Here is an 18,798-nt window from a genome sequence, read left to right on the forward strand (position 1 = left end):
CAAACCGGACCACCGAAGCAAGGGCCGGACAGACGACGGCAGCGCACGCCGCGCTGCCCTGACAACCGTGCTGGACCTGCTCACCAGCCCGCGCGACCTGTACGGCATCGCAAGCGACCCGGCCCGCCGTCCGCTCAACCGGGCGTTCTTCTCAGGCTCTACCTCGACACCGACGACACGCCCCGAGTCGGCTCCGACGACCCCACCGACCCGATCGCCCCACTGCTCCACGTCACCAGGGCCGGAAAACGAAAGAGCGGCGGTGTCATCGCTGACACCGCCGCTACTGGTACCTCGGTCACCCGCCACCGCCCTCGAAGAGGGGTGTTCGAGTAACACCGCTTGGGTGGAGCTAAGGAGACTCGAACTCCTGACCCCCTCCATGCCATGGAGGTGCGCTACCAACTGCGCTATAGCCCCTTGCGACGTTGGCCAGTGTAGCCGAATCCGCCGCTCACCACGAATCAGCGGCTGTGCAACGCTCTGTCCATGTCGACGGAGATTTTCGAAGAGCATCGGAGGCTTCTCACCGGGGTGGCCTACCGGATCCTGGGGAGCGTCGCCGACGCCGAGGACGTGGTCCAGGAGACGTGGCTGAAGTGGGCGGGGGTGGACCACGCGACGGTCGAGGACGCCAAGGCGTACCTCATCCGCGTCGCCTCGCGCGTGGCCATCGACCGGCTCCGGTGGGCGCGGTCGCGGCGCGAGTCGTACGTCGGGCCGTGGCTGCCCGAGCCGTTCGGCACCACGCCGGACGCGGCCGAGCGCGCCGAGCTGACCGACACCGTGGAGTTGGCGCTGCTGGTGGTGATGGAGACGCTGTCGCCGCTCGAACGGGCGGTGTTCGTGCTGCGCGAGGCGTTCGACCTGCCGTTCTCCGAGATCGCCGAGGTCGTCGGCAGGAGCGAGGCGGCCACCAGGCAGTTGGCCAAGCGCGCCCGTGACCATGTGAACGACAAGCGGCCCAGGTTCGACACCGACAGGGCGACGCGCCGGGACATCACCGAGCGGTTCATCGACGCCTCGGCCGGCGGCGACCTCGAAGGGCTGATCGCGCTGCTGTCGCAGGAGGTCACGCTGGTCAGCGACGGCGGCGGCAAGGCTCGCTCGCCGCTGAAGGTGCTGTCGGGCCAGATGAACGTGGTCCGCTTCCTCACCTCGGTCACGACGGCGGAGGGGATGGACAAGTTCATGGCGTCGATCGGGATGCAGGAGCACGGGGGTCTCGAGTTCGTGATCACCGAGCTGAACGGGGGACCCGCCATGCTGGGCGTCGCCGCGGGCCGGGTGATCTCTGTGGTGTCGCTGGTGATCTCGGACGGGAAGATCGAGACGATCTACGTCATGGCCAACCCCGACAAGATGGAGCACCTCACCCCGCCCTCGTGAGCGCCCGTCCTCCCCGGTCCTGGCCCCGCTCACGCGGAGCCTGGACCGGGCGGAGACCGACCAGGTCGCGGGCCGGCCCCGGAGCGCGGGCCAGGACAGGGACATCGACTTAGGACCGGGACACCGAGCCAGGACCGGAGGCGCCAGGCAGGGAGGCGGGGCGCGCGGCTAGGCGGTACGGCGGGGCCGGTGGACGGGGATGCCGGCCACCCGCACCAGCGCGGGCACATCGCCGCCGGACAGGTGCAGGAGACGGGCCGTGCCGTTGGCCCCGTCGGCCAGCAGCCCCCACAGCAGTCGCTCCCCCGTCACGGGACCGGGCTTCCACATGGCCACCTCGACCGCCTTCCGCGTGTGCGTCTCCAACGGCAGCACGCCGAGCGGGCCCGACAGCGTGACGCGCAGCGGGTTGGCGCGGGAGCGGCGCAGCCTCCAGAGGGCGGGGTCGTCGACGCCGTGGCGGGTGCGCCGCCGTACCTCGTCGACGTCGATGCCGATCGCGGCGAGCAGCTCGCGGGTGCGGCCGGTGTCGAGGTGGGCGCGGAGCGCCTCGGGGGCGGGCAGGTGGGGCAGCGGGCACTCCTCGGCGAGGCCGAGCAGCAGGAGGTCGGGGGCGAGTGCGGCACGGCCCGCGTCCATGGACAGCAGTCCCGCGCGCATCACGGCGCGGCGGGCGGGGTCGGTGAATCTGGCGAACACGGCTACCTCCCGATCCTGCGGGCGTGCTTGCGGTGCGCGGACTGCCGCCTGACGCCCAGCGCGTCGGCGATCTGCTCCCACGACCAGCCCTGCGCCCGTGCGTTGGTGACGTGGACGGCCTCCAGTTCCTCCAGCAGGCCGCGAAGCGCCGCCACCGCGGCGAGCCCCACGCCGGGGTCCCTGTCTCCGGCCGCCTCGGCCAGTTCGGTGACGTTCATAGGTGTCAGCATGTGCTGACAAGCGGGTGCTTGTCAACACAAGCTGACATCCCCGAAGGTAACGGGCCTCGCCGTGAGGCGCGTCAGGCGAGGACGCCGTCGCGGGCGACGACGCGGCCCGCCTTCAGCACCAGCGACCTGACGGGCCGGACGCAGACCGCCTCGGCGGCGTTACGGGCGTCGACCACCACCAGGTCGGCGACGTCCCCCACGTCGAGGCCGTAGCCGGCGAGCCCGGTGACGCGCGCGCCACCGTACGTCGCCGCCTCGAGGGCCAGCTCGATGTCCTCGTCGAGCGGCCCGGTCTGCTGGGCCTGCAGCAGCGCGCGGTCGAGCATGCATCCGGTGCCGAACGGGCTCCACAGGTCGCGCACGCCGTCGTTGCCCAGCGTCATCGCCACGCCCGCCGCCGCCAATTCCTTCAGCGGCATGGCGCGCCCGGGCGGCGCGATGGAGGCGATGGTGATCCCCGCCGAGGCCAGCCCGTCGAGCAGTTCGGCCCGTACGTCCGGCGCCGCGTCGCTGAGAGCGAACCCATGGCTGACGGTGACCTTGCCGTGGAGCCCGAGCGCCCTGGTCCGCTCGATGATGAGGCGGTACTGCCACTCGCCGAGCGAGCCACGGTCGTGCAGGTGGATGTCGACGCCGACGCCGTACTTCTCGGCGAGCCCGAACACGACGTCGAGGTGCTTGGTCGCGTCGTTCTCGAGCCCGGCGGGGTCGAGCCCGCCGATCAGGTCGACGCCCTGCCTGAGCGCCTCCTCAAGGAGCCGGTCGGTGCCGGGCGCGATGAGCAGGCCCGCCTGGGGAAAGGCGACGAGCTGGCCGGTGATGCGGCCCTCGTGGCGCTTGAACGCCTCGCGGACGGCGTCGACGGCGTCGAGGCCCATGACGGTGTCGACGTCCACGTGCGTGCGGACGTGCGTGGTGCCGAGCGTGATCATGTTCTCCAGAAGGGCGGAGATGTAGTCAGCGCTGGGGATGCCGAGCTCGGGTCGGCGCTCCTGGCCACCACGGATCTTGCCCATGAGGCCGGGCGCGGAGCTGTGGGACGCCCAGGGGCCGCCCCACAGCGTCTTGTCGACATGGGCGTGGCCGTCGACGAGGCCGGGGATGACGAGCTTGCCGCCCAGGTCCTCGACGTCGGCCGGGCCCGTGAGCCCGGCCCCCGTCCTGGCGATGCGCCCGTCCCTGATCAGTACGTCGGCGAGGCCCTTGCCCCAGAGGTTGGCGTTGCGCAGCAGCAGCTCGGTCGTCATGCGATTAATGGTATACCGCTAAGTCCGGAACGGTGTCCTCAGGCTCCGGGGGCGACGCTGGTGCGCATGGTCAGCGCGCTCCCGTCCTCCGACCGGTTCAGCGCCACGGTCACGGTGCCGAGCTGGGAGGTGCGCTCCACGTGCGTGCCACCGCACGGGATGGAGACCTCCCCCTCGGGCAGCGCGCAGTGCCAGGTGCGCCGGGCGGTGAGCCCGGGATCGGGCACGTCGATCCAGACCGGCGCGTCGGCGCCCACCCATGCCTTGAGCGTGTCGTTGACGCGTGCCGAAACCACGTCGAGGTCGAGCCCCTCGGCGGAGAAGCCCTTCTTGCGCAGCGACTTGCCGAGCCGGTACTCGTCCAGGCTGCCGTTCGGCGTGATCCTGGAGGAGGTGATCGCGCTCTGGTCGAAGTCGGGGTGGCCGAGGGCGTCGGGCCTGGCCTCCTTACGCCAGTGCGCCGCAAGCGCGGCGTTGAGGGCGAGGGCGGCCAGGTGGCAGGCGGTGTGCCCGGCCGACAGCGACCGGCGGTAGGCGGCGTCGACCGAGAGCTCGACCTGGGCCCCGACCTCGACAGGCGCGTCGGTCACGTGCACGACCAGCCACTCCCAGCCCTCCGTGCCCCGCCGTACGGGGATGTCCTCGCCGAGGAAGACCTCGCCGTCGGCCGACATGGCGCCCGTCACGCAGTCGACGACACGAAGCCCGCCGATCGTGCCCAGATCGGCGGGCTGGTCGGGCCAGGTGTGGTCGAGCGGGTGGAAGGGCGTCAGAGCGGTGACGAGGCCGTGCCGCACCCCCACCGACACGGACCCGACGATCTCCGAATGCCCGCTGACCTGGCCTTCTGGGAAAGTGACAACAGTGGATCTCACACCGCTATCTTCTCAGCCCTTTCCTGCTCGACACTGGCGGGGCGGCGGGCGCCCTCGTCCTCCAGGAAGCGGTTGCCTCCGGCGTACCAGCCGGTGAGCAGCTGGACGCCGACGACGGCGAGCATCATCAGGTACGGCACCTGCCAGCCGCCGGTGGCCTGGTACAGCACACCGACCAGGAGCGGGCCCGCGCCGGCGATCAGGTAGCCCACGCTCTGCCCGAAGGCCGACAGCGCCGCGGTGGCGGAGGCGGTGCGGGTGCGCAGCGCGAGCATGGTCAGCGCCAGCGGGAAGGAGCCCATGCCGATGCCGACGAACAGCACCCACACCCACGCGGTCGACGACGGCGCGAACCACAGGCCGAGGAAACCGACCACGTAGAAGCCCACCAGACCCGCGACGACGGGCCGCTGGTCGCGGAACCGCGTGGCCAGCGAGGGCAGCACCAGCGAGACGGGGATGCTGAGCGCGGTGAAGACGCCGAGGATGACCCCGGCCTCACTCGTGGTGTAGCCGCCGTCGGTGAGGATCTTGGCGAGCCAGCCGAACATGATGTAGGCGATCATCGACTGGGTGCCGAAGTACACGGCCACCGCCCACGCCAGCTTGCTGCGCACGAGGCGGCCGGGGCTCGCCTCCGACCTGCTGTTGTCCCGCTCCGGCTCACTGCGCAACAGCGCAAGCCACGGAATGGCGGCGACAACCGCTAGGGCCGCCCACACGCCGAGCGCGACGTGCCAGTTGCCGTCGGTGGCGCGCTCGATCGGGACGGTGGCGGAGGCGGCGAGCATGGTGCCCACCGCGAGCGCGGTGGTGTAGACGGTGGTCATGACCCCCGCGCGGGCGGGGAAGTGGCGCTTGATCAGGGTGGGGATCAGCACGTTGCCGACCGCGCCGCCGGACAGCGCCACCGCGCTGCTGACCAGGAACACCGGCGCGGAGTCGACCGACGCCCTGATCACCAGGCCGGCGCCGAGCGTGATCAGCGCCAGCAGCAGCAGGCGGTGCTCACCGAGCCTGCGGGCGAGCGTCGGGGTGATCGCGCCGACCGTCGCGAAGGCGAGCACGGGTAGGGTGGTGAGAAGTCCCGTGCCGACACTTGACATGCCCAGACCTGCGGCGAGCTGGTCGAGCAGGGGGCCGACGCTGGTGACGGCGGTGCGGAGGTTGAGCGCCGCGAGGACGATTCCCAGCACGAGGAGCCAGGCCAGTGAGCCGGTTCTGCCGCCTCTGGACTCTTGGGTGAGCACGCTCATGCGGGACCAATTCCTCCAGTTGTTGAATCATGGGATGACTTGATGAGTCACCAGCCTAACAGGAGTGAAACACCCGTTTATTCCTGATCCCTGAGAGAAAACCCACCGTGGGGCGGATGTTCGTCTGCCGTCCACGGACGCTTCCCCAAGCCCGCACCCCGTGGGCCGGACATGAGAGAGCCCCCATCCCGGGGGTGGGATGGGGGCTCGGGGACCCGCTCCTCGACGGACCGGACGGCGAAGCCCGGCCCTTCTCGCGTCCGCGTGTCCGCGCGTTCACGTGAGGACGCCACGGGGGCCTTGTGACGCGGCGCCCCACGCGCCCGCCGGACGGCGCGACGCCGTGCGAAGAGCGAAGCCGTACGGGAGGCGACCCCGTCGACCGGCGACGGCCGGTCCGAACGGGATGCCGTGCGACGAGCGGTCAGAGGATCGGACCGGGGGCGGGCGGCGGCTCCTCGCCAGGACGGCGCCCGGCGGGAGGGACGGGGCCGGGGCCTGGAGGGGGAAGCGGCACCTCCGGCGGGTAGTCGTTGCCGACCGTGCCGGGCGGCATCGGCTCGCCGTACCCTGCGCCGGAGCCGGACCCGCGGTGGTGCTTGCCCGGCACGTCGCCGCGCCACGAGCCGGTCTCGCCGCCGCGTGCCTCGATGTAGTCCTTGAACCTGTCGAGGTCGCCGCGCACCCGCGCGCGCACGATCTGCAGCCAGTCGCCGACGGTCTCGACGAAGCCCTCGGGGTCGTACTCCATCTGGAGCGTGACCCTGGTGGTCGTGTCGTCGAGGCGGTGAAAGGTCACCACACCGGCCTGGTGCGGACGGTCGACCGAGCGCCAGGCGACCCGCTCGTCCGGGTGCTGCTCGGTGATCTCCGCCTCGAACTCCCTGGTGACCCCCGCGATGTCGACCAGCCACTGGGTGCGCGTGTCGGTCAGCTGTTTGACCGACTCCACACCCTCCATGAACTCGGGGAAGCTCTCGAACTGCGTCCACTGGTTGTATGCGACGGGGACGGGGACGTTGACGTCAACTGAATGTTCGATGGTGCTCATGGATTCGTGAGCTGCCCGTCAGCGGACGGAGCTAACGCCTGCGCAGCAACCAGTAGAGGCCGACGAGCGGGAGGACAAGGGGAATGAACAGGTAGCCCTTGCCGTATCCGGACCAGACCGTGTCGTGCGGGAAGGCGGCGGGCGCGAGCAGGCTCGCCGTGCCGATGACCAGGACGCCGGCCAGCTCGATACCGAGTGCCCAGAGGGCCAGGCGGCGCGCTCCGCGGGCGAGGGCCACGGTCAGCAGGATGTAGACGGCGGCGGCGAAGGCCGACAGCGAGTACGCCAGCGGCGCCTCGCCGAACTTGGTCAGGATCTGCACGGCCGCGCGGGAGCCGGCGGCCAGCGCGAACAACCCGTAGAGGGCCAGCAGCGCACGCCCGGGGCCGCTCGCGATGCCGACGCGGTCGCTCATGCGACGCCCTGCCAGATCTGCAGCAGCCGTCCCGTCATCACCGCGATCGCGAACCCCGTGACGACCAGGATCGCCGAACCCCACCTGCTGCGCTCGGCCAGCGCGAGGAACACGCCCGCCGGCGGGATGAGCGCGGTGCCGGCGAGGTAGCCGAAGAGCGTCGCCTTCTCCTCCGGCCCCTGCCCGCCCGCCACGGCGGCGAGCGCCACGCCGGCCTGCACCAGAACGGCCACTTCGAGCACGGCGAAACCGATCAGCAGGACCATGCCCATCGCGCGGTTGCGGATCGCGACGATCAGGCTCACCAGGGCCAGCAGCAGGGCGGCGACGATCACGCAGGTCGCCAGGGTGGTGTTCATCGCGGGACAGGCTACCGCGCGCCCAGGCCGGTCTCGATACCGTCCAGCAGCCAGCCGAGCCCCTGCTCGAAACCGGCCGCGTCCGGCTCCGCCTTCATGGCCTCGCTCAGGCGGGGGAACTCGCCCGTGGCCAAGAGGTCGGGCAGGTGAGGCTGCCGGTCGCCACCCGCGACACCCATGCGCGGCGAGGTGCGGACGATGTGGCCGAGGACGTAGTCGTCGACGGCCGCGAGGATGCGCAACGCGACCGTCCTGTCGATCTCGAGGCCGTCCAGCGCGGCGAGGGACTGCTCCAGGTGACGCAGCCCGTTCGGGCCGACGTTGACGCGCTGGGCGACGAGGTCCACCCGCCAGGGGTGCCTGGTGACCGCCTCCAGCTCCTTGCGGGCGATCGCGAGCAGCGCCTCGCGCCAGCCGGCCGGGAGCGGCTCGTCGACCAGCACTTCGGCGCTGACCTGGTCGGCCATCAGGTCGAACAGGTCCTCCTTGCGCTCGATGTAGGTGTACAGGCTCATCGCCCTGGCGCCGAGTTCGGCGGCCACGCGGCGGATGGAGACGGCGGCCAGCCCCTCGGCGTCGGCGATGGCGATGGCGGCGGCCACGATCGCCTCGCGGGAGAGCGCGGGGCGGCGCGGGGCTTCGGGGCGGGACCAGACGTTCACCAGGCCAGCATACGGCGTACGCCAAACCGCTACACTGTACGGACGATGCGCTACAGTGTACGGATGACGCTACGTCGTACGTCTCTCGTCGTCCTCCTCGGCGTGATCATGACGATGCTCGACAGCACGATCGTCAACGTCGCTCTGACCGCGCTGGCCCGCGACTACGACACCTCGCTCACCACCATCCAGTGGGTCGTCACCGCCTACCTGCTGGCCCTGTCCCTGACCGTTCCCATCACCGCGTGGGCGATCGGCCGCTTCGGTGCCCGCGCCGTCTGGCTCGTCTCGCTCGTGCTGTTCGCCGGAGGGTCCGCGCTGTGCGCCGCCTCCTGGTCGGTGGGCAGCCTCATCGCCTTCCGCGTGATCCAGGGCCTGGGCGGCGGGCTGCTCATGCCGGTCGGCCAGAGCATGCTGGCCATGGCGGCGGGAAAGGAGCGCATGGGCACCGCGATGGCCTGGATCTCGATCCCCTCGATGCTCGCGCCCGTGTTGGGGCCGTTGCTGGGCGGCGTGATCGTGGACGCGCTCGACTGGCGCTGGATGTTCCTGGTCAACCTGCCGATCAGTGCCGCCGCCCTGGTCGCCGCGCTGACGCTGCTGCCCCGCTCCCCCGCGCCCGGCCCCAGGGCACGGCTGGACGCGACCGGCCTGGCGCTGCTGTCACCGGGGCTGGCCCTCCTGATGTACGGCGGGCCGCCCGCGGTCGCGGGCGCGGCACTCATGGCCTGCTTCGCCGTGCGCGCGGTCAGGACCGCGCAGCCGCTGCTCGACCTGCGCCTGTTCGCCGACAGGACCTTCAGCTCCGCCGTGGTCGCGCTGGTGTGCTACTCGGCGGCGGTGCTCGGCGTGACGGTGCTCGTCCCGCTCTACGCCCAGCTCGCCAGGGGTGGCGACGCCCTCGACGCGGGCCTGCTGCTCGCGCCGATGGGAGCGGGGGCCGCCCTCACGATGGCGCCGGCCGGCAGGCTGACCGATCGCACGGGCCCTCGAGGCGTCGGCACGGCGGGCATCCTCCTCGCGGCGCTGGGCATCGTGATCCTCGTCGTGTCCGACGCACCGTACGTCGCGATGTTCGTGCTGGGCCTGGGCCACGGCATGGTGGCGCCGTCGCTGTCCGCCGCCGCCTATCGCACCCTGGACCAGGGCGCGATCCCCTCGGCCACCACGCTCATGAGCATCGCGGTGCGGGCGGCGGGGCCGTTCGGCGTGGCCGGGCTGACGGCCGTGCTGCAGGCGGCCACGTTCACGGTGACGTTCTGGAGCGCGCTGGCCCTCGTCGCGATCGCGCTGGCACCCGTGCTGCTGCTGCCGCGGGCCCGCGCATACGATTGATGGAGTGGAACGCATTCTGGTCAGCGCCTGCCTGATGGGTCGCCGCGTCCGTTACGACGGCGGCGCCAAGACCAGCACGGACGCCCTGCTCGCCGAGTGGCGCGAGGAGGGCAGGCTGGTGCCCTTCTGCCCCGAGGTCGAAGGCGGGCTGCCGACGCCGCGCCCGGCCGCCGAGATCGAAGGCGGGGCGGGCGGAGCCGCCGTCCTGGCGGGAGCCGCCCGCGTGCTGGCCACCGACGGCCAGGACGTCACGGGCGCCTTCCTCGCCGGAGCGCAGGCCGCGCTCGCGGTGGCGGGCTCCTTCGACATCAAGATGGCGATCCTCAAGGAGGGCAGTCCCTCCTGCGGCGCGCTGGCCATCTACGACGGCACCTTCCGCGGTCGCAGGCTGCCGGGCCAGGGGGTCGCCACCAGCCTGCTGGAGCTGCACGGCATCAAGGTCTTCACCGAGGAACACATCGCCGAGGCGGGCGACTACCTGCGCGCTCTCGAGGCGTAGAGCGACCCTGCCAGGCCCAGCACGAGCAGGGTCGCGATGATCCGGTGGTACCAGTCGTTCAGCGGCGTGGACTCCCCTCCCGCGAACGTGATGGCGACGACGCCGAGCAGCACGCCGCCCAGCGCGACGGCGTGGCCGAGCTGCAGGCCCGTCCACGCCCACGGCCTGCCGGCGAGCGCGCCGTACGCGCCGGCGAGCAGCGCGGTGCCGCAGACGGTCTCGACGACGACGGCGGGCGGGACCACCGGCTCGGTGACGGGGCCGATGGCGATGCCCGCGTGCAGGACGGCGCCGAGGTAGAAGCTGACGGCGTAGACGACGGCGAGCACGGCGAGGCTGTTCCTGAGAGTGTTCACAGCCCCACGCTGGCAATCCGGCGGCCCGGCGGAATCCCCCGGGCGTGGGCATCGCGGCTACACCGCAGGGCGTACCGATAGGGGGCGGGTTCCTCCCGCTACCATGGCCGGCTTGACCCTGACACCGTGTCAGGCGCTACCTCTGAGGACATGGAGCCCATGAAGCGCATCACACCCGGCGAAGCCGGTTTCGCACCCGACCTGGAGGAGCGGCTGGCGGCCAGGTTCGGCGATCTGCACGGGTTCGTGGTGCTCAAGGACGGCAGGCTGCTGTTCGAGCGGTACGGCGAGGGCGAGGACCAGTCGTGGGGCGTCTCCCACGGGGTGGTCTCCTTCGGTCCCGGCACGCTGCACGACCTCAGGTCGGTGACCAAGAGCGTCGTCAGCCTCCTGTACGGCATCGCCCTGGCCGACGGCCTGGTGCCCGCGCCGCAGGAGCCGCTGCTGGCGCACTTCCCCGAGTACCCCGACCTGGCCGCCGACCCGCGCAGGGCGGCGTTGACGGTCGAGCACGCGCTGACGATGACCCTCGGCGTCGAGTGGCGTGAGGACCTGCCGTACACGACGCCGGAGAACAGCGAGATCGCGATGGAGCTCGCGCCCGACAGGCACCGCTTCGTGCTGGAGCGGCCGATCGTGGAGGAGCCTGGACGACGGTGGCACTACTGCGGCGGCGCGTCGGCGATCGTGGCCAGGCTCATCGTCAAGGGCGCCGGCGAGCCCCTGCCGGACTTCGCGCGCAAGCGGCTGTTCGAGCCGCTCGGCATCGGCTCCTTCGAGTGGCTGGCGGGCGACGACGGGGTGCACTCAGCGGCGTCGGGCCTGCGGCTGACGCCGCGTGACCTGGCCAGGATCGGGCGGGCCGTCCTCGACGGCGGAGCGGGTGTCGTCCCCTCGTCGTGGCTCGACAGGGCCCTGCGCCCGCACGTGGAGATCGACGAGGGCGCCGCCTACGGCTACCAGTGGTGGCTGGGCACGGGACGGCCGCCGTTCGCCGCGGGCAACGGCAACGGGGGCCAGCGGCTGGTCGTCTACCCCGATCTCGGCCTGGTCGTGGTCATCACCGCGGGCCGCTACGACTCCCCTGACGCCTGGGAGACCCCGCAGGCCGTCCTGGACGAGCTGTTGCGGGCGAGATCCCAGGTTTGACCCGCGCCACCAGGGCGCTCGGTGTCAAACCCGGGCGGCGGGGAAGCTCCAAGACATGTTCATCGATCGCGCGGACGCGGGGCGGCGACTCGCCGCGCAGCTGCGGCACCTGGCGAGGGAGAATCCCGTCGTGCTGGGACTGACGCGCGGTGGGGTGCCGGTCGCCTTCGAGGTCGCCAAGGCGCTCGACGCGCCGCTGGACGTCGCGCTCGTGCGCAAGCTGGGCGTGCCGGGCAGACCCGAGCTGGGGTTCGGCGCCCTGGGCGAGGACGGCGTGCGTGTGCTGGACGAGTCCGTGATGCGGGCGGCCGGCGTGACGTCCGAGGAGGCCGCAAGGGTGGCCGAACGGGAGCGGGCCGCCATCGAGGAGCTAGCGGCGCGCATCAGGACGGGGCGGGCCAGGGTTCCGCTGGCCGGCCGTACCGTCATCGTGGTGGACGACGGGATCGCCACCGGCGCGACGACGAGGGCGGCGTGCGGGGTGGCCAGAGCGCACAGGGCGGCGAAGGTGGTCGTGGCGTCGCCGGTGCGCGCGCCGGGCACGGCGCTGCCCGACGCCGACGAGGTCGTCTGCCTGAGCGAGCCGCAGGGGCTGCGGTCCATCTCGGAGTGGTACGACGACTTCGGCCAGGTGAGCGACGACGAGGTCATCGCCCTGCTGGACAGGGCGGCCGTGGCCGCCCCGCACGAGACGGTGTCGGACACCGACGCCTTCGAGGGCGAGGTGGAGCTGACCGTGCCACAGGGCGCCGGCGGGATCGTGGTGTTCGCGCACGGCAGCGGCAGCGGCAGGCACAGCCCGCGCAACCAGCGGGTCGCGGCCACGCTCAACCACGCGCGGCTGGGCACGCTGCTGTTCGACCTGACCCGCGAGGGCGAGGACGTCTTCGACATCCCGCTCCTCGCCGAGCGGCTCCTCAGAGGCACGGCGTGGGTGCGCGAGCGGATGCCGGCGGCGCGGATCGGCTACTTCGGCGCCAGCACGGGCGCGGCGGCGGCGCTGCTGGCCGCCGCCGAGCTGGGCGACGAGATCGCCGCCGTCGTCTCGCGCGGAGGGCGCCCCGATCTGGCGGGCCCGCGCCTGCCGGAGGTCACCGCGCCGACGCTGCTGATCGTGGGCGAGCGCGACCAGCAGGTGCTGGGCCTGAACCGCGCGGCGCAGCAGCGGCTCCACTGCCCGAACAAGCTGGAGATCGTGCCGGGCGCGACCCACCTGTTCGAGGAGCCGGGCACGCTGCAGGTGGTGGCGGAGCTGGCCAGCGCGTGGTTCGTGCGGCACCTCAACCGGTGAGTTCTCATTCCGCCACGAAAAACCGGAACCTTTTCCCGCATTCCTCAGTCAAACAGTTCACACCGGACTTGGGGGCCCGGCGACACATCGCTACGGGGAAGGGAATCGACGCATGCCTGTCGACCTCGACAACGCACGACCCCTGGCCTGGGATTCGGCCACGCTCGACGCGGACACCAAGGAGATGCTCGACAATCTCCAGCCGAACATTCTGCGCGCTCACGTCCGCGAGCACCTTTCTCTACTTTTCATCCGATTTAATGACATTTCAGATGGGAAGCGCTTTCTGCGGACAATTGCCACCAGGCACATGAAGTCCGCGCGCAAGCACCTCGAAGAGGTCAGGGGCTTCGCCGAGGACAGGAAGCCCGGCACGCCGTACGTGGGGCTCGGCATCAGCAAGGCCGGCTACCGCGACCTCGGTCACAGCGTCGAGGACCTGCGCAGGTTCGGCGACCGCACCTTCCGCGACGGCATGAAGCGCAGGGTAGCCGAGATCAACGACCCCGCCGTGCCCGAATGGGAGGCGACCTACCAGCGCGAGATCCACGCCGTCGTCCTCATCGGCGACGCGAGCCCCGAACCCGTCGCCAAGCTGCGGGGGGAGATCCTCAAGCTGCTGCCGGGCACCGCCCGCGTGCTCGGCGAGGAGATGGGCAAGGGCATGCGCAACCCGGCGGGCGACGGCATCGAGCACTTCGGCTACGTCGACGGCCGCAGCCAGCCGCTGTTCGTCGCCGACGAGGTCGACAAGGAGCCGCGCCGGCACTGGAACCCGGCCTTCCCGCTGGGCAACGTGCTGGTCGCCGACCCCTTCGCGCCCAACGCCGACCGGCACTTCGGTAGCTACTTCGTCTTCCGCAAGCTGGAGCAGAACGTCAGGGCGTTCAAGGAGATCGAGCAGGACCTCGCCGACGCCCTCGGACTGACCGGCGCCGACCGCGACAGGGCGGGCGCGATGCTCGTCGGCCGCTTCAAGGACGGCACGCCCGTCACATCGAAGGCGAGGGCGGGCGGCGGCCCCGTCGCCAACGACTTCACCTTCGACGCCGACCCAGGCGACAAGTGCCCGTTCAGCGGGCACATCCGCAAGACCAACCCCCGCTTCGACGGCATCAGGAACGTGCTCATGGCCCGGCGCGGCCAGACGTACGGCGAGCGCTCCGACCAGCCGTGGGACGACGCCGCGCCGGGCACCAGGCCGAGCGCGGGCGTGGGGCTGCTGTTCATGGCGTTCAACTCGAGCCTGGAGAACCAGTTCGAGTTCACCCAGCGCGACTGGGCGAACAACCCCGACTTCCTCAACCCCGCCACCGGGCACGACCCGGTGATCGGGCAGGGGGTCAGGGACATCAAGGTGAGCTTCCCCAAGGCCTGGGGCAAGCCTGAGATGTCACCCCCGCAGACCCAGATCCAGCAGACCGTGACGATGCTGGGCGGGGAGTACTTCTTCATGCCCTCCCTGGCCTACCTGCGCGCCCTCTGACGATCCGCCGGGAGCACGGCCCGCTGGGAGCACGGACCCTCGTGCCCGCCGTGCTCCCGGCGGTCGGCGCCGCCGAGGGGTCCTGCGCGAGCCGTGCCCGATGCCGTAGCATCCACGGCTTATGAGCATAGGCGCCGATTTCATGGGACTTCTGTTCATCATCCCGATGGTGATCCTCCTGGTCCTGGGCATCGTGTTGACCGCCCGCGCCCGCGCCGAGCACGGAAGAGCCGCGACCTTCGGCATGGTCGGCTGCATCGTGCTGCTGCTGGGCGCGATACTGCAGGGCGCCTGGCAGGTCATCCTGCCCTCGATCGTCCAGTCGGGCGGCTTCGCGATCTTCGGGGTGGTCAACGCCGTCGTCGGGTTCGTGTTCGTGGTGGTCGACCTGGTCGGCACCGGCTTCCTCATCGGAGGCGTGGTCGCCCGCCGCAACCCCCCGCAGGCCCCGCAGTACCCTCAGGCTCCGCAGGGCTGGCAGCAGCAGCCGCCGCCCGGTCAGTGGCCCTCCAGGTAGTCCCGCCACCCGATCCGCCCGCGCGGCTCGGCCCGCGTCGTCAGGTGCCCGGCTCTGAAGGCGCGTCCCAACTCCCCCGGCACCCGCATCCGCAGCACCGGCCTGCGCGCCCCGCGCGCGGCGCGCCACCGCCCGACCAGCTCGGCCATCGTGAGCACCTCGGGGCCACCGAACTCCCCGATCCCCGACGAGGGGCCGAGCGCGATCCGCTCGGCCAGGTGTCCTGCCAGGTCCCGCACGTCGACGGGCTGCGCCCTGATGCCCGCGTCCACCGGCAGCACGGGCAGCCTGGTGAAAATCTCGTCGGCGAACTCGTGGAACTGCGTCGCCCGCACGATCGAGTACGGCACGACGCCGGCCCCGACGATCCGCTCGGCCCTGACCTTGCTTCTGTAGTAGCCCCACGGAACCTTGTCCGCGCCCACGATCGAGACGTAGACCAGGTGTCCCACCCCGGCCTCCGCCGCCGCCGCGATCAGCCGCCGGGTGCCGTCGACCTCGACCTTCTCGGTGTACCTGCCCTTGTACGGCGCGGACGCCAGGTGCAGCACCGCCGCCGCCCCTTCAACCGCCTCCTCGACGCCCGCGCCCGTGACCAGGTCGGCCACGACCCACTCGGCCACCCCTCCGCCCGTCTGCCCGGCCCTGCGGCTCGTGGCCCGCACCTCGTGGCCCGCTTCGGCCAGCCGCCGTACCGTCGCCCTGCCCAGCCTGCCGCTGGCACCCGTCACCAGAATTCGTGTCATGTGCGGAAAGACGGATCGGTATCGCGATCTGTGACAGCTGGCTATATTCGGCGTTAGAGATCGGCGAAGCTCGCGGGGGCACACATGACGTCAGAGGGCGATCCCAACCGCACGGTCCGGATCCGCCGACCGCAGCCCGGCCAGGTCAGCCAGCCGCTGCCGGTCCAGCCCCCGCCGCCGGCCGGACCTCCCGCCCCATCGCACCAGGGACAGCCGACCGGACCGCACAGCCACCCCGCCTTCGAGGGGCCGGGGACGGTGCGCCTGCCGTACACGCCGGACGAGCTGCCGCCCGTCGTCTACGCGCCGCCGCCGAAAGCGCGCCGGCACCGGGTGGTGATCGGAGTGATCGTTTTCCTCGTCTTGCTGGGCGCCCTGGTGTTCGGGGCGTTCAAGCTCTACGAGGCCTCGGCCGGCGCCGCCGCCGCGGCCGCCATGGACGGTCGCTGACGTCTCCTTGCGGGCATGGAGGATCCTCCAAAACCGCCACGTTCCACGGGCCGGAGTTTCGTGAGCGGGGGACACGCGCGGGAAACACGCGGTTGATGTACTGACCGCATCCCCCCGACCCCCGGAGAGCCACATGACACACCCGGTGGACCAGCGGTTGCCCCTCCCCCAGACGGTCGCGCTCGGCCTGCAGCACGTCCTCGCGATGTACGCGGGAGCGGTCGCGGTGCCCCTCATCGTCGGCGGCGCGATGAAGCTTCCGCCCGACGACCTCGCCTACCTCATCAACGCCGACCTTCTCGTCTCCGGCGTCGCCACCCTCATCCAGTGCGTAGGCGTGTGGCGCTTCGGCGTCCGCCTGCCGATCATGCAGGGCTGCACGTTCGCCGCCGTCACCCCGATGGTGCTCATCGGCACCACGGGCGGCGGGCTGCCCGCGATCTACGGAGCGGTGATCGTCTCCGGTCTGCTGGTCGTGGCGCTGGCGCCGTTCTTCAGCCGGCTCCTGCGCTTCTTCCCGCCGCTGGTCACCGGCACGGTCATCACCATCATCGGCATCACGCTGCTGCCGGTGGCCGCCACGTGGGCCGCGGGAGGGGCCGGCTCTCCCTCGTACGGCGAACCGCGCAACATCGCGCTCGCCGCGGCCGTCCTCGCGCTCGTCATCGCCCTCTACAGGTTCGCGCCTCCCGCGCTGGCTCGGATCGCGGTGCTGCTGGGCATCGTGATCGGCACGCTGGCGGCGATCCCGTTCGGCTTCACCGACTTCTCCCACGTCGGCCGGGCCGACGTGATCGGCGTCAGCACGCCGTTCCACTTCGGGCTGCCCACCTTCGAGGTGGCGGCGATCGTATCGATGATCATCGTGATGCTGGTGTCGATGACCGAGACGACGGGCGACTTCATCGCGGTCGCCGAGATCACCGAGTCGGACCTGCCGCCCGGACGGCTGGCCGACGGGCTGCGCGCCGACGGCCTGTCCACGGCACTCGGCGGCGCCTTCAACACCTTCCCCTACACCGCGTTCGCGCAGAACGTCGGCCTGGTCGGCCTGACGGGCGTGAAGAGCCGTTGGGTGGTCGCGGTGTCGGGCGGCATCCTGGTACTGCTGGGCCTGTTCCCCATGCTCGGCGCGGTCGTGGCCGCGGTGCCGCCGGCCGTGCTCGGCGGCGCGGGCATCGCGATGTTCGGCACGGTCGCCGCGACGGGCATCCGCACCCTGTCGAGGGTGAGCTTCTCCGGCAACTCCAACCTGCTCATCGTGGCCCTGTCGATCGGGATCGCGCTGGTCCCGCTCGGCGCCGAAGGCATCTACGACAAGTTCCCCCACTGGTTCCAGATCATCATGCACAGCGGCATCAGCGCCGGCTGTGTCGCGGTGATCCTGCTCAACCTGCTGTTCAACCACACGGACAAGAAGGTCGTCGCTCAGAGCTGACGCAGCGTGCGGGCGAGGCCCTCGGGCGAGTCGCTGCGCGCCACCACCGCGGTGAGCGCCTCACGCAGCGTCGCCACCCGGGCCTCGCCCAGTTCGGCGGCCATCCGCCGCTCGTAGTCGACGTGGAAGTCGTGGGCGACCGCCATCAGGGCCCGCGCGGCGTCGGTGAGGTGCAGCATCTTGACCCGCCCGTCGGCGGGGTCGGGCACCCGTTCGACGTATCCGGCGGCCACCATCTCCTCGACGGTCTTGGCCGCGCCCTGCGGGGTGATCTCCAGCTTCCCCGCGAGACCGCTGGTCGTGATGGGCCCTATCGCCAGCACCTTGAACGCGTAGCCGAACGTCGGCCGCAGGTCGGTGAACCCGTGTTCGGCCAGGTGTTCGTGCAGTTCGGCGACGAACTGGTTGTAGGCGAGCCCGAGCAGGACTCCGAAGTCCATTGACATTCCTCTCAAGATAGACAACCATGGTTGAAAACCTTGGTTGTAGATCTGAGGAAAGGATACACCCGTGCCCGTCATCAGCGGAGCCACAGCACCCGTTTTCACCATCGGCACCACCCGTTTCACCGGCCTCGCCTCGCCGAGCAGGGGCGCGACCGAGACCTGCGTCTGGCGCACCATCGTCGCGCCGGGCACCGAGCCCAACCCGCACTCCTTCGACCGCGAGGAGGTCCTGATCGTCGTCGCCGGCGGCGGCGTGGCACACCTGGACGGGACCGAGCACCCCGTCACCGCGGGTGACGGGATCGTGGTACCCGCCGGAGTGAACTTCGCCTTGAGCAACCCGCACGACGAGCCGCTCGAGCTGGTGGTCGCGCTGCCCGTCGGCGCCCTGGCGCGCCTGTCCGACGGCACCACCATCGTTCCCCCCGCGGCAGTGTGATGGGCGTCATCCGCGGGGCCGACGCGCCCACTTTCACCGTGCCGCATGTCACCGCCATCGGCCTCGCCGCTCCCAGCAGGGGCGCGAGCGAGACCTGCGCGTGGCGCTTCACGATGGCGGCGGGTACGCCCGCCGACAACGTCCACATGGTCGACAGGGAGGAGATCTTCGTCGTCCTGTCCGGCGGTCTGACCGCGACGCTCGAGGGGGAACAGCACCTCCTCACCGCCGGCGACGCGCTGATCGTCCCGCCGCACACCCCGTTCGCCGTCGGCAACCCGCACGACGAGCCGGCCGAGCTCGTCGCGGTACTGCCGGTCGGCGGCCAGGCGATCATGCCGGGGATGGAGCCGTTCGTCCCGCCATGGGCGCGGTGAGCCTCGGCACCGACATCACCAGGAATCACGGCATGCGTCCATCCGCGCCCCGGCACGGATGGACGCATGCCGTCCGACGCGGGCGC

The 18,798-nt window shown here is 71.4% G+C and carries 23 protein-coding genes and 1 tRNA gene; 11 read left to right on the plus strand and 13 right to left on the minus strand.

Annotated features, from left to right (window positions below; genetic code table 11):
* Nucleotides 1-347 precede the first annotated feature (347 nt).
* Nucleotides 348-420: transfer RNA gene (locus AC3EO4_RS47840), tRNA-Ala, on the minus strand.
* Between the two features lie 69 nt (nt 421-489).
* On the opposite strand from AC3EO4_RS47840, the gene AC3EO4_RS47845 reads away from it, so the two are divergent.
* Nucleotides 490-1,389 (plus strand): RNA polymerase sigma-70 factor, encoded by a 900-nt coding sequence (locus tag AC3EO4_RS47845; protein ID WP_431902686.1) that lies wholly within the window; start codon nt 490-492, stop codon nt 1,387-1,389.
* Between the two features lie 168 nt (nt 1,390-1,557).
* Here AC3EO4_RS47845 and AC3EO4_RS47850 read toward each other — a convergent pair whose 3' ends face one another.
* The 9 genes from AC3EO4_RS47850 to AC3EO4_RS47890 form a co-directional block, all read right to left on the minus strand.
* Nucleotides 1,558-2,088, minus strand: coding sequence for a Clp protease N-terminal domain-containing protein (locus tag AC3EO4_RS47850; RefSeq protein ID WP_431902688.1), 531 nt, complete (start codon nt 2,086-2,088; stop codon nt 1,558-1,560).
* A gap of 2 nt (nt 2,089-2,090) precedes the next feature.
* Complete coding sequence (locus AC3EO4_RS47855) at nt 2,091-2,306, minus strand: helix-turn-helix domain-containing protein (protein ID WP_379647933.1); 216 nt, start codon at nt 2,304-2,306, stop codon at nt 2,091-2,093.
* An 83-nt stretch (nt 2,307-2,389) separates the two neighbouring features.
* Nucleotides 2,390-3,565, minus strand: coding sequence for an amidohydrolase (locus tag AC3EO4_RS47860; RefSeq protein WP_431902690.1), 1,176 nt, complete (start codon nt 3,563-3,565; stop codon nt 2,390-2,392).
* Between the two features lie 38 nt (nt 3,566-3,603).
* Nucleotides 3,604-4,440 (minus strand): alanyl-tRNA editing protein, encoded by an 837-nt coding sequence (locus tag AC3EO4_RS47865; protein WP_379581544.1) that lies wholly within the window; start codon nt 4,438-4,440, stop codon nt 3,604-3,606.
* Nucleotides 4,437-5,696 carry a CynX/NimT family MFS transporter gene (locus tag AC3EO4_RS47870; protein WP_431902691.1) on the minus strand — a complete coding sequence of 420 codons (1,260 nt, stop codon included), beginning with the start codon at nt 5,694-5,696 and terminating at the stop codon, nt 4,437-4,439. The genes AC3EO4_RS47865 and AC3EO4_RS47870 overlap by 4 nt, the downstream gene beginning before the upstream one ends.
* Before the next feature lie 424 nt (nt 5,697-6,120).
* Nucleotides 6,121-6,747: an SRPBCC family protein gene (locus AC3EO4_RS47875; RefSeq protein ID WP_379581548.1), complete on the minus strand. Its 627-nt coding sequence runs from the start codon at nt 6,745-6,747 to the stop codon at nt 6,121-6,123.
* Between the two features lie 31 nt (nt 6,748-6,778).
* A complete protein-coding gene (locus AC3EO4_RS47880; RefSeq protein WP_379581550.1) occupies nt 6,779-7,162 on the minus strand; it encodes a hypothetical protein in 384 nt (127 codons plus the stop codon).
* On the minus strand, nt 7,159-7,521 hold the full coding sequence (locus tag AC3EO4_RS47885; RefSeq protein ID WP_379581552.1) for a hypothetical protein: 363 nt from the start codon (nt 7,519-7,521) through the stop codon (nt 7,159-7,161). The genes AC3EO4_RS47880 and AC3EO4_RS47885 overlap by 4 nt, the downstream gene beginning before the upstream one ends.
* Before the next feature lie 11 nt (nt 7,522-7,532).
* Nucleotides 7,533-8,183: a TetR/AcrR family transcriptional regulator C-terminal domain-containing protein gene (locus tag AC3EO4_RS47890; protein ID WP_431902692.1), complete on the minus strand. Its 651-nt coding sequence runs from the start codon at nt 8,181-8,183 to the stop codon at nt 7,533-7,535.
* 63 nt (nt 8,184-8,246) lie between these two features.
* Here AC3EO4_RS47890 and AC3EO4_RS47895 point away from each other — a divergent pair, with 63 nt between their 5' ends.
* Together AC3EO4_RS47895 and AC3EO4_RS47900 are read left to right on the plus strand one after the other, a co-directional pair.
* Entirely contained in the window at nt 8,247-9,518 is a 1,272-nt protein-coding gene (locus tag AC3EO4_RS47895; protein ID WP_379581556.1) for an MFS transporter, read from the plus strand.
* A 4-nt stretch (nt 9,519-9,522) separates the two neighbouring features.
* Entirely contained in the window at nt 9,523-10,017 is a 495-nt protein-coding gene (locus AC3EO4_RS47900) for a 2-thiouracil desulfurase family protein (RefSeq protein ID WP_431902693.1), read from the plus strand.
* Here the strand turns inward: AC3EO4_RS47900 and AC3EO4_RS47905 are convergent.
* The gene (locus AC3EO4_RS47905; RefSeq protein WP_379581560.1) at nt 9,993-10,373 is read right to left on the minus strand and encodes a hypothetical protein; all 381 of its coding nucleotides are present in this window, start codon (nt 10,371-10,373) and stop codon (nt 9,993-9,995) included. The genes AC3EO4_RS47900 and AC3EO4_RS47905 overlap by 25 nt on opposite strands.
* A 159-nt stretch (nt 10,374-10,532) precedes the next feature.
* On the opposite strand from AC3EO4_RS47905, the gene AC3EO4_RS47910 reads away from it, so the two are divergent.
* The 4 genes from AC3EO4_RS47910 (at nt 10,533) to AC3EO4_RS47925 (ending at nt 14,816) form a co-directional block, all read left to right on the plus strand.
* Entirely contained in the window at nt 10,533-11,522 is a 990-nt protein-coding gene (locus AC3EO4_RS47910) for a serine hydrolase domain-containing protein (RefSeq protein WP_431902694.1), read from the plus strand.
* 55 nt (nt 11,523-11,577) lie between these two features.
* Entirely contained in the window at nt 11,578-12,813 is a 1,236-nt protein-coding gene (locus tag AC3EO4_RS47915) for a phosphoribosyltransferase family protein (RefSeq protein ID WP_379581564.1), read from the plus strand.
* A 112-nt stretch (nt 12,814-12,925) separates the two neighbouring features.
* Nucleotides 12,926-14,299, plus strand: a complete 1,374-nt coding sequence (locus AC3EO4_RS47920; protein WP_431902696.1) for a Dyp-type peroxidase — start codon at nt 12,926-12,928, stop codon at nt 14,297-14,299.
* A gap of 142 nt (nt 14,300-14,441) precedes the next feature.
* Nucleotides 14,442-14,816 (plus strand): hypothetical protein, encoded by a 375-nt coding sequence (locus AC3EO4_RS47925; protein WP_431902698.1) that lies wholly within the window; start codon nt 14,442-14,444, stop codon nt 14,814-14,816.
* Here AC3EO4_RS47925 and AC3EO4_RS47930 read toward each other — a convergent pair.
* On the minus strand, nt 14,798-15,562 hold the full coding sequence (locus tag AC3EO4_RS47930) for an SDR family oxidoreductase (protein WP_379581570.1): 765 nt from the start codon (nt 15,560-15,562) through the stop codon (nt 14,798-14,800). The genes AC3EO4_RS47925 and AC3EO4_RS47930 overlap by 19 nt on opposite strands.
* An 84-nt stretch (nt 15,563-15,646) precedes the next feature.
* Between AC3EO4_RS47930 and AC3EO4_RS47935 the strand changes: the two genes are divergently transcribed.
* Nucleotides 15,647-16,012 (plus strand): hypothetical protein, encoded by a 366-nt coding sequence (locus tag AC3EO4_RS47935; RefSeq protein ID WP_431902700.1) that lies wholly within the window; start codon nt 15,647-15,649, stop codon nt 16,010-16,012.
* A gap of 133 nt (nt 16,013-16,145) precedes the next feature.
* Nucleotides 16,146-17,450: a nucleobase:cation symporter-2 family protein gene (locus tag AC3EO4_RS47940; RefSeq protein ID WP_431902701.1), complete on the plus strand. Its 1,305-nt coding sequence runs from the start codon at nt 16,146-16,148 to the stop codon at nt 17,448-17,450.
* Here the strand turns inward: AC3EO4_RS47940 and AC3EO4_RS47945 are convergent.
* Entirely contained in the window at nt 17,441-17,890 is a 450-nt protein-coding gene (locus tag AC3EO4_RS47945) for a MarR family winged helix-turn-helix transcriptional regulator (protein ID WP_431902703.1), read from the minus strand. The two genes, AC3EO4_RS47940 and AC3EO4_RS47945, sit on opposite strands and share 10 nt — an antisense overlap.
* Nucleotides 17,891-17,960: 70 nt before the next feature.
* Between AC3EO4_RS47945 and AC3EO4_RS47950 the strand changes: the two genes are divergently transcribed.
* Both AC3EO4_RS47950 and AC3EO4_RS47955 read left to right on the plus strand, forming a co-directional pair.
* A complete protein-coding gene (locus tag AC3EO4_RS47950; RefSeq protein ID WP_379581578.1) occupies nt 17,961-18,335 on the plus strand; it encodes a cupin domain-containing protein in 375 nt (124 codons plus the stop codon).
* Nucleotides 18,335-18,712 (plus strand): cupin domain-containing protein, encoded by a 378-nt coding sequence (locus AC3EO4_RS47955; RefSeq protein ID WP_379581580.1) that lies wholly within the window; start codon nt 18,335-18,337, stop codon nt 18,710-18,712. The genes AC3EO4_RS47950 and AC3EO4_RS47955 overlap by 1 nt, the downstream gene beginning before the upstream one ends.
* Nucleotides 18,713-18,798: the final 86 nt, after the last annotated feature.

Source organism: Nonomuraea sp. bgisy101, assembly GCF_057708945.1.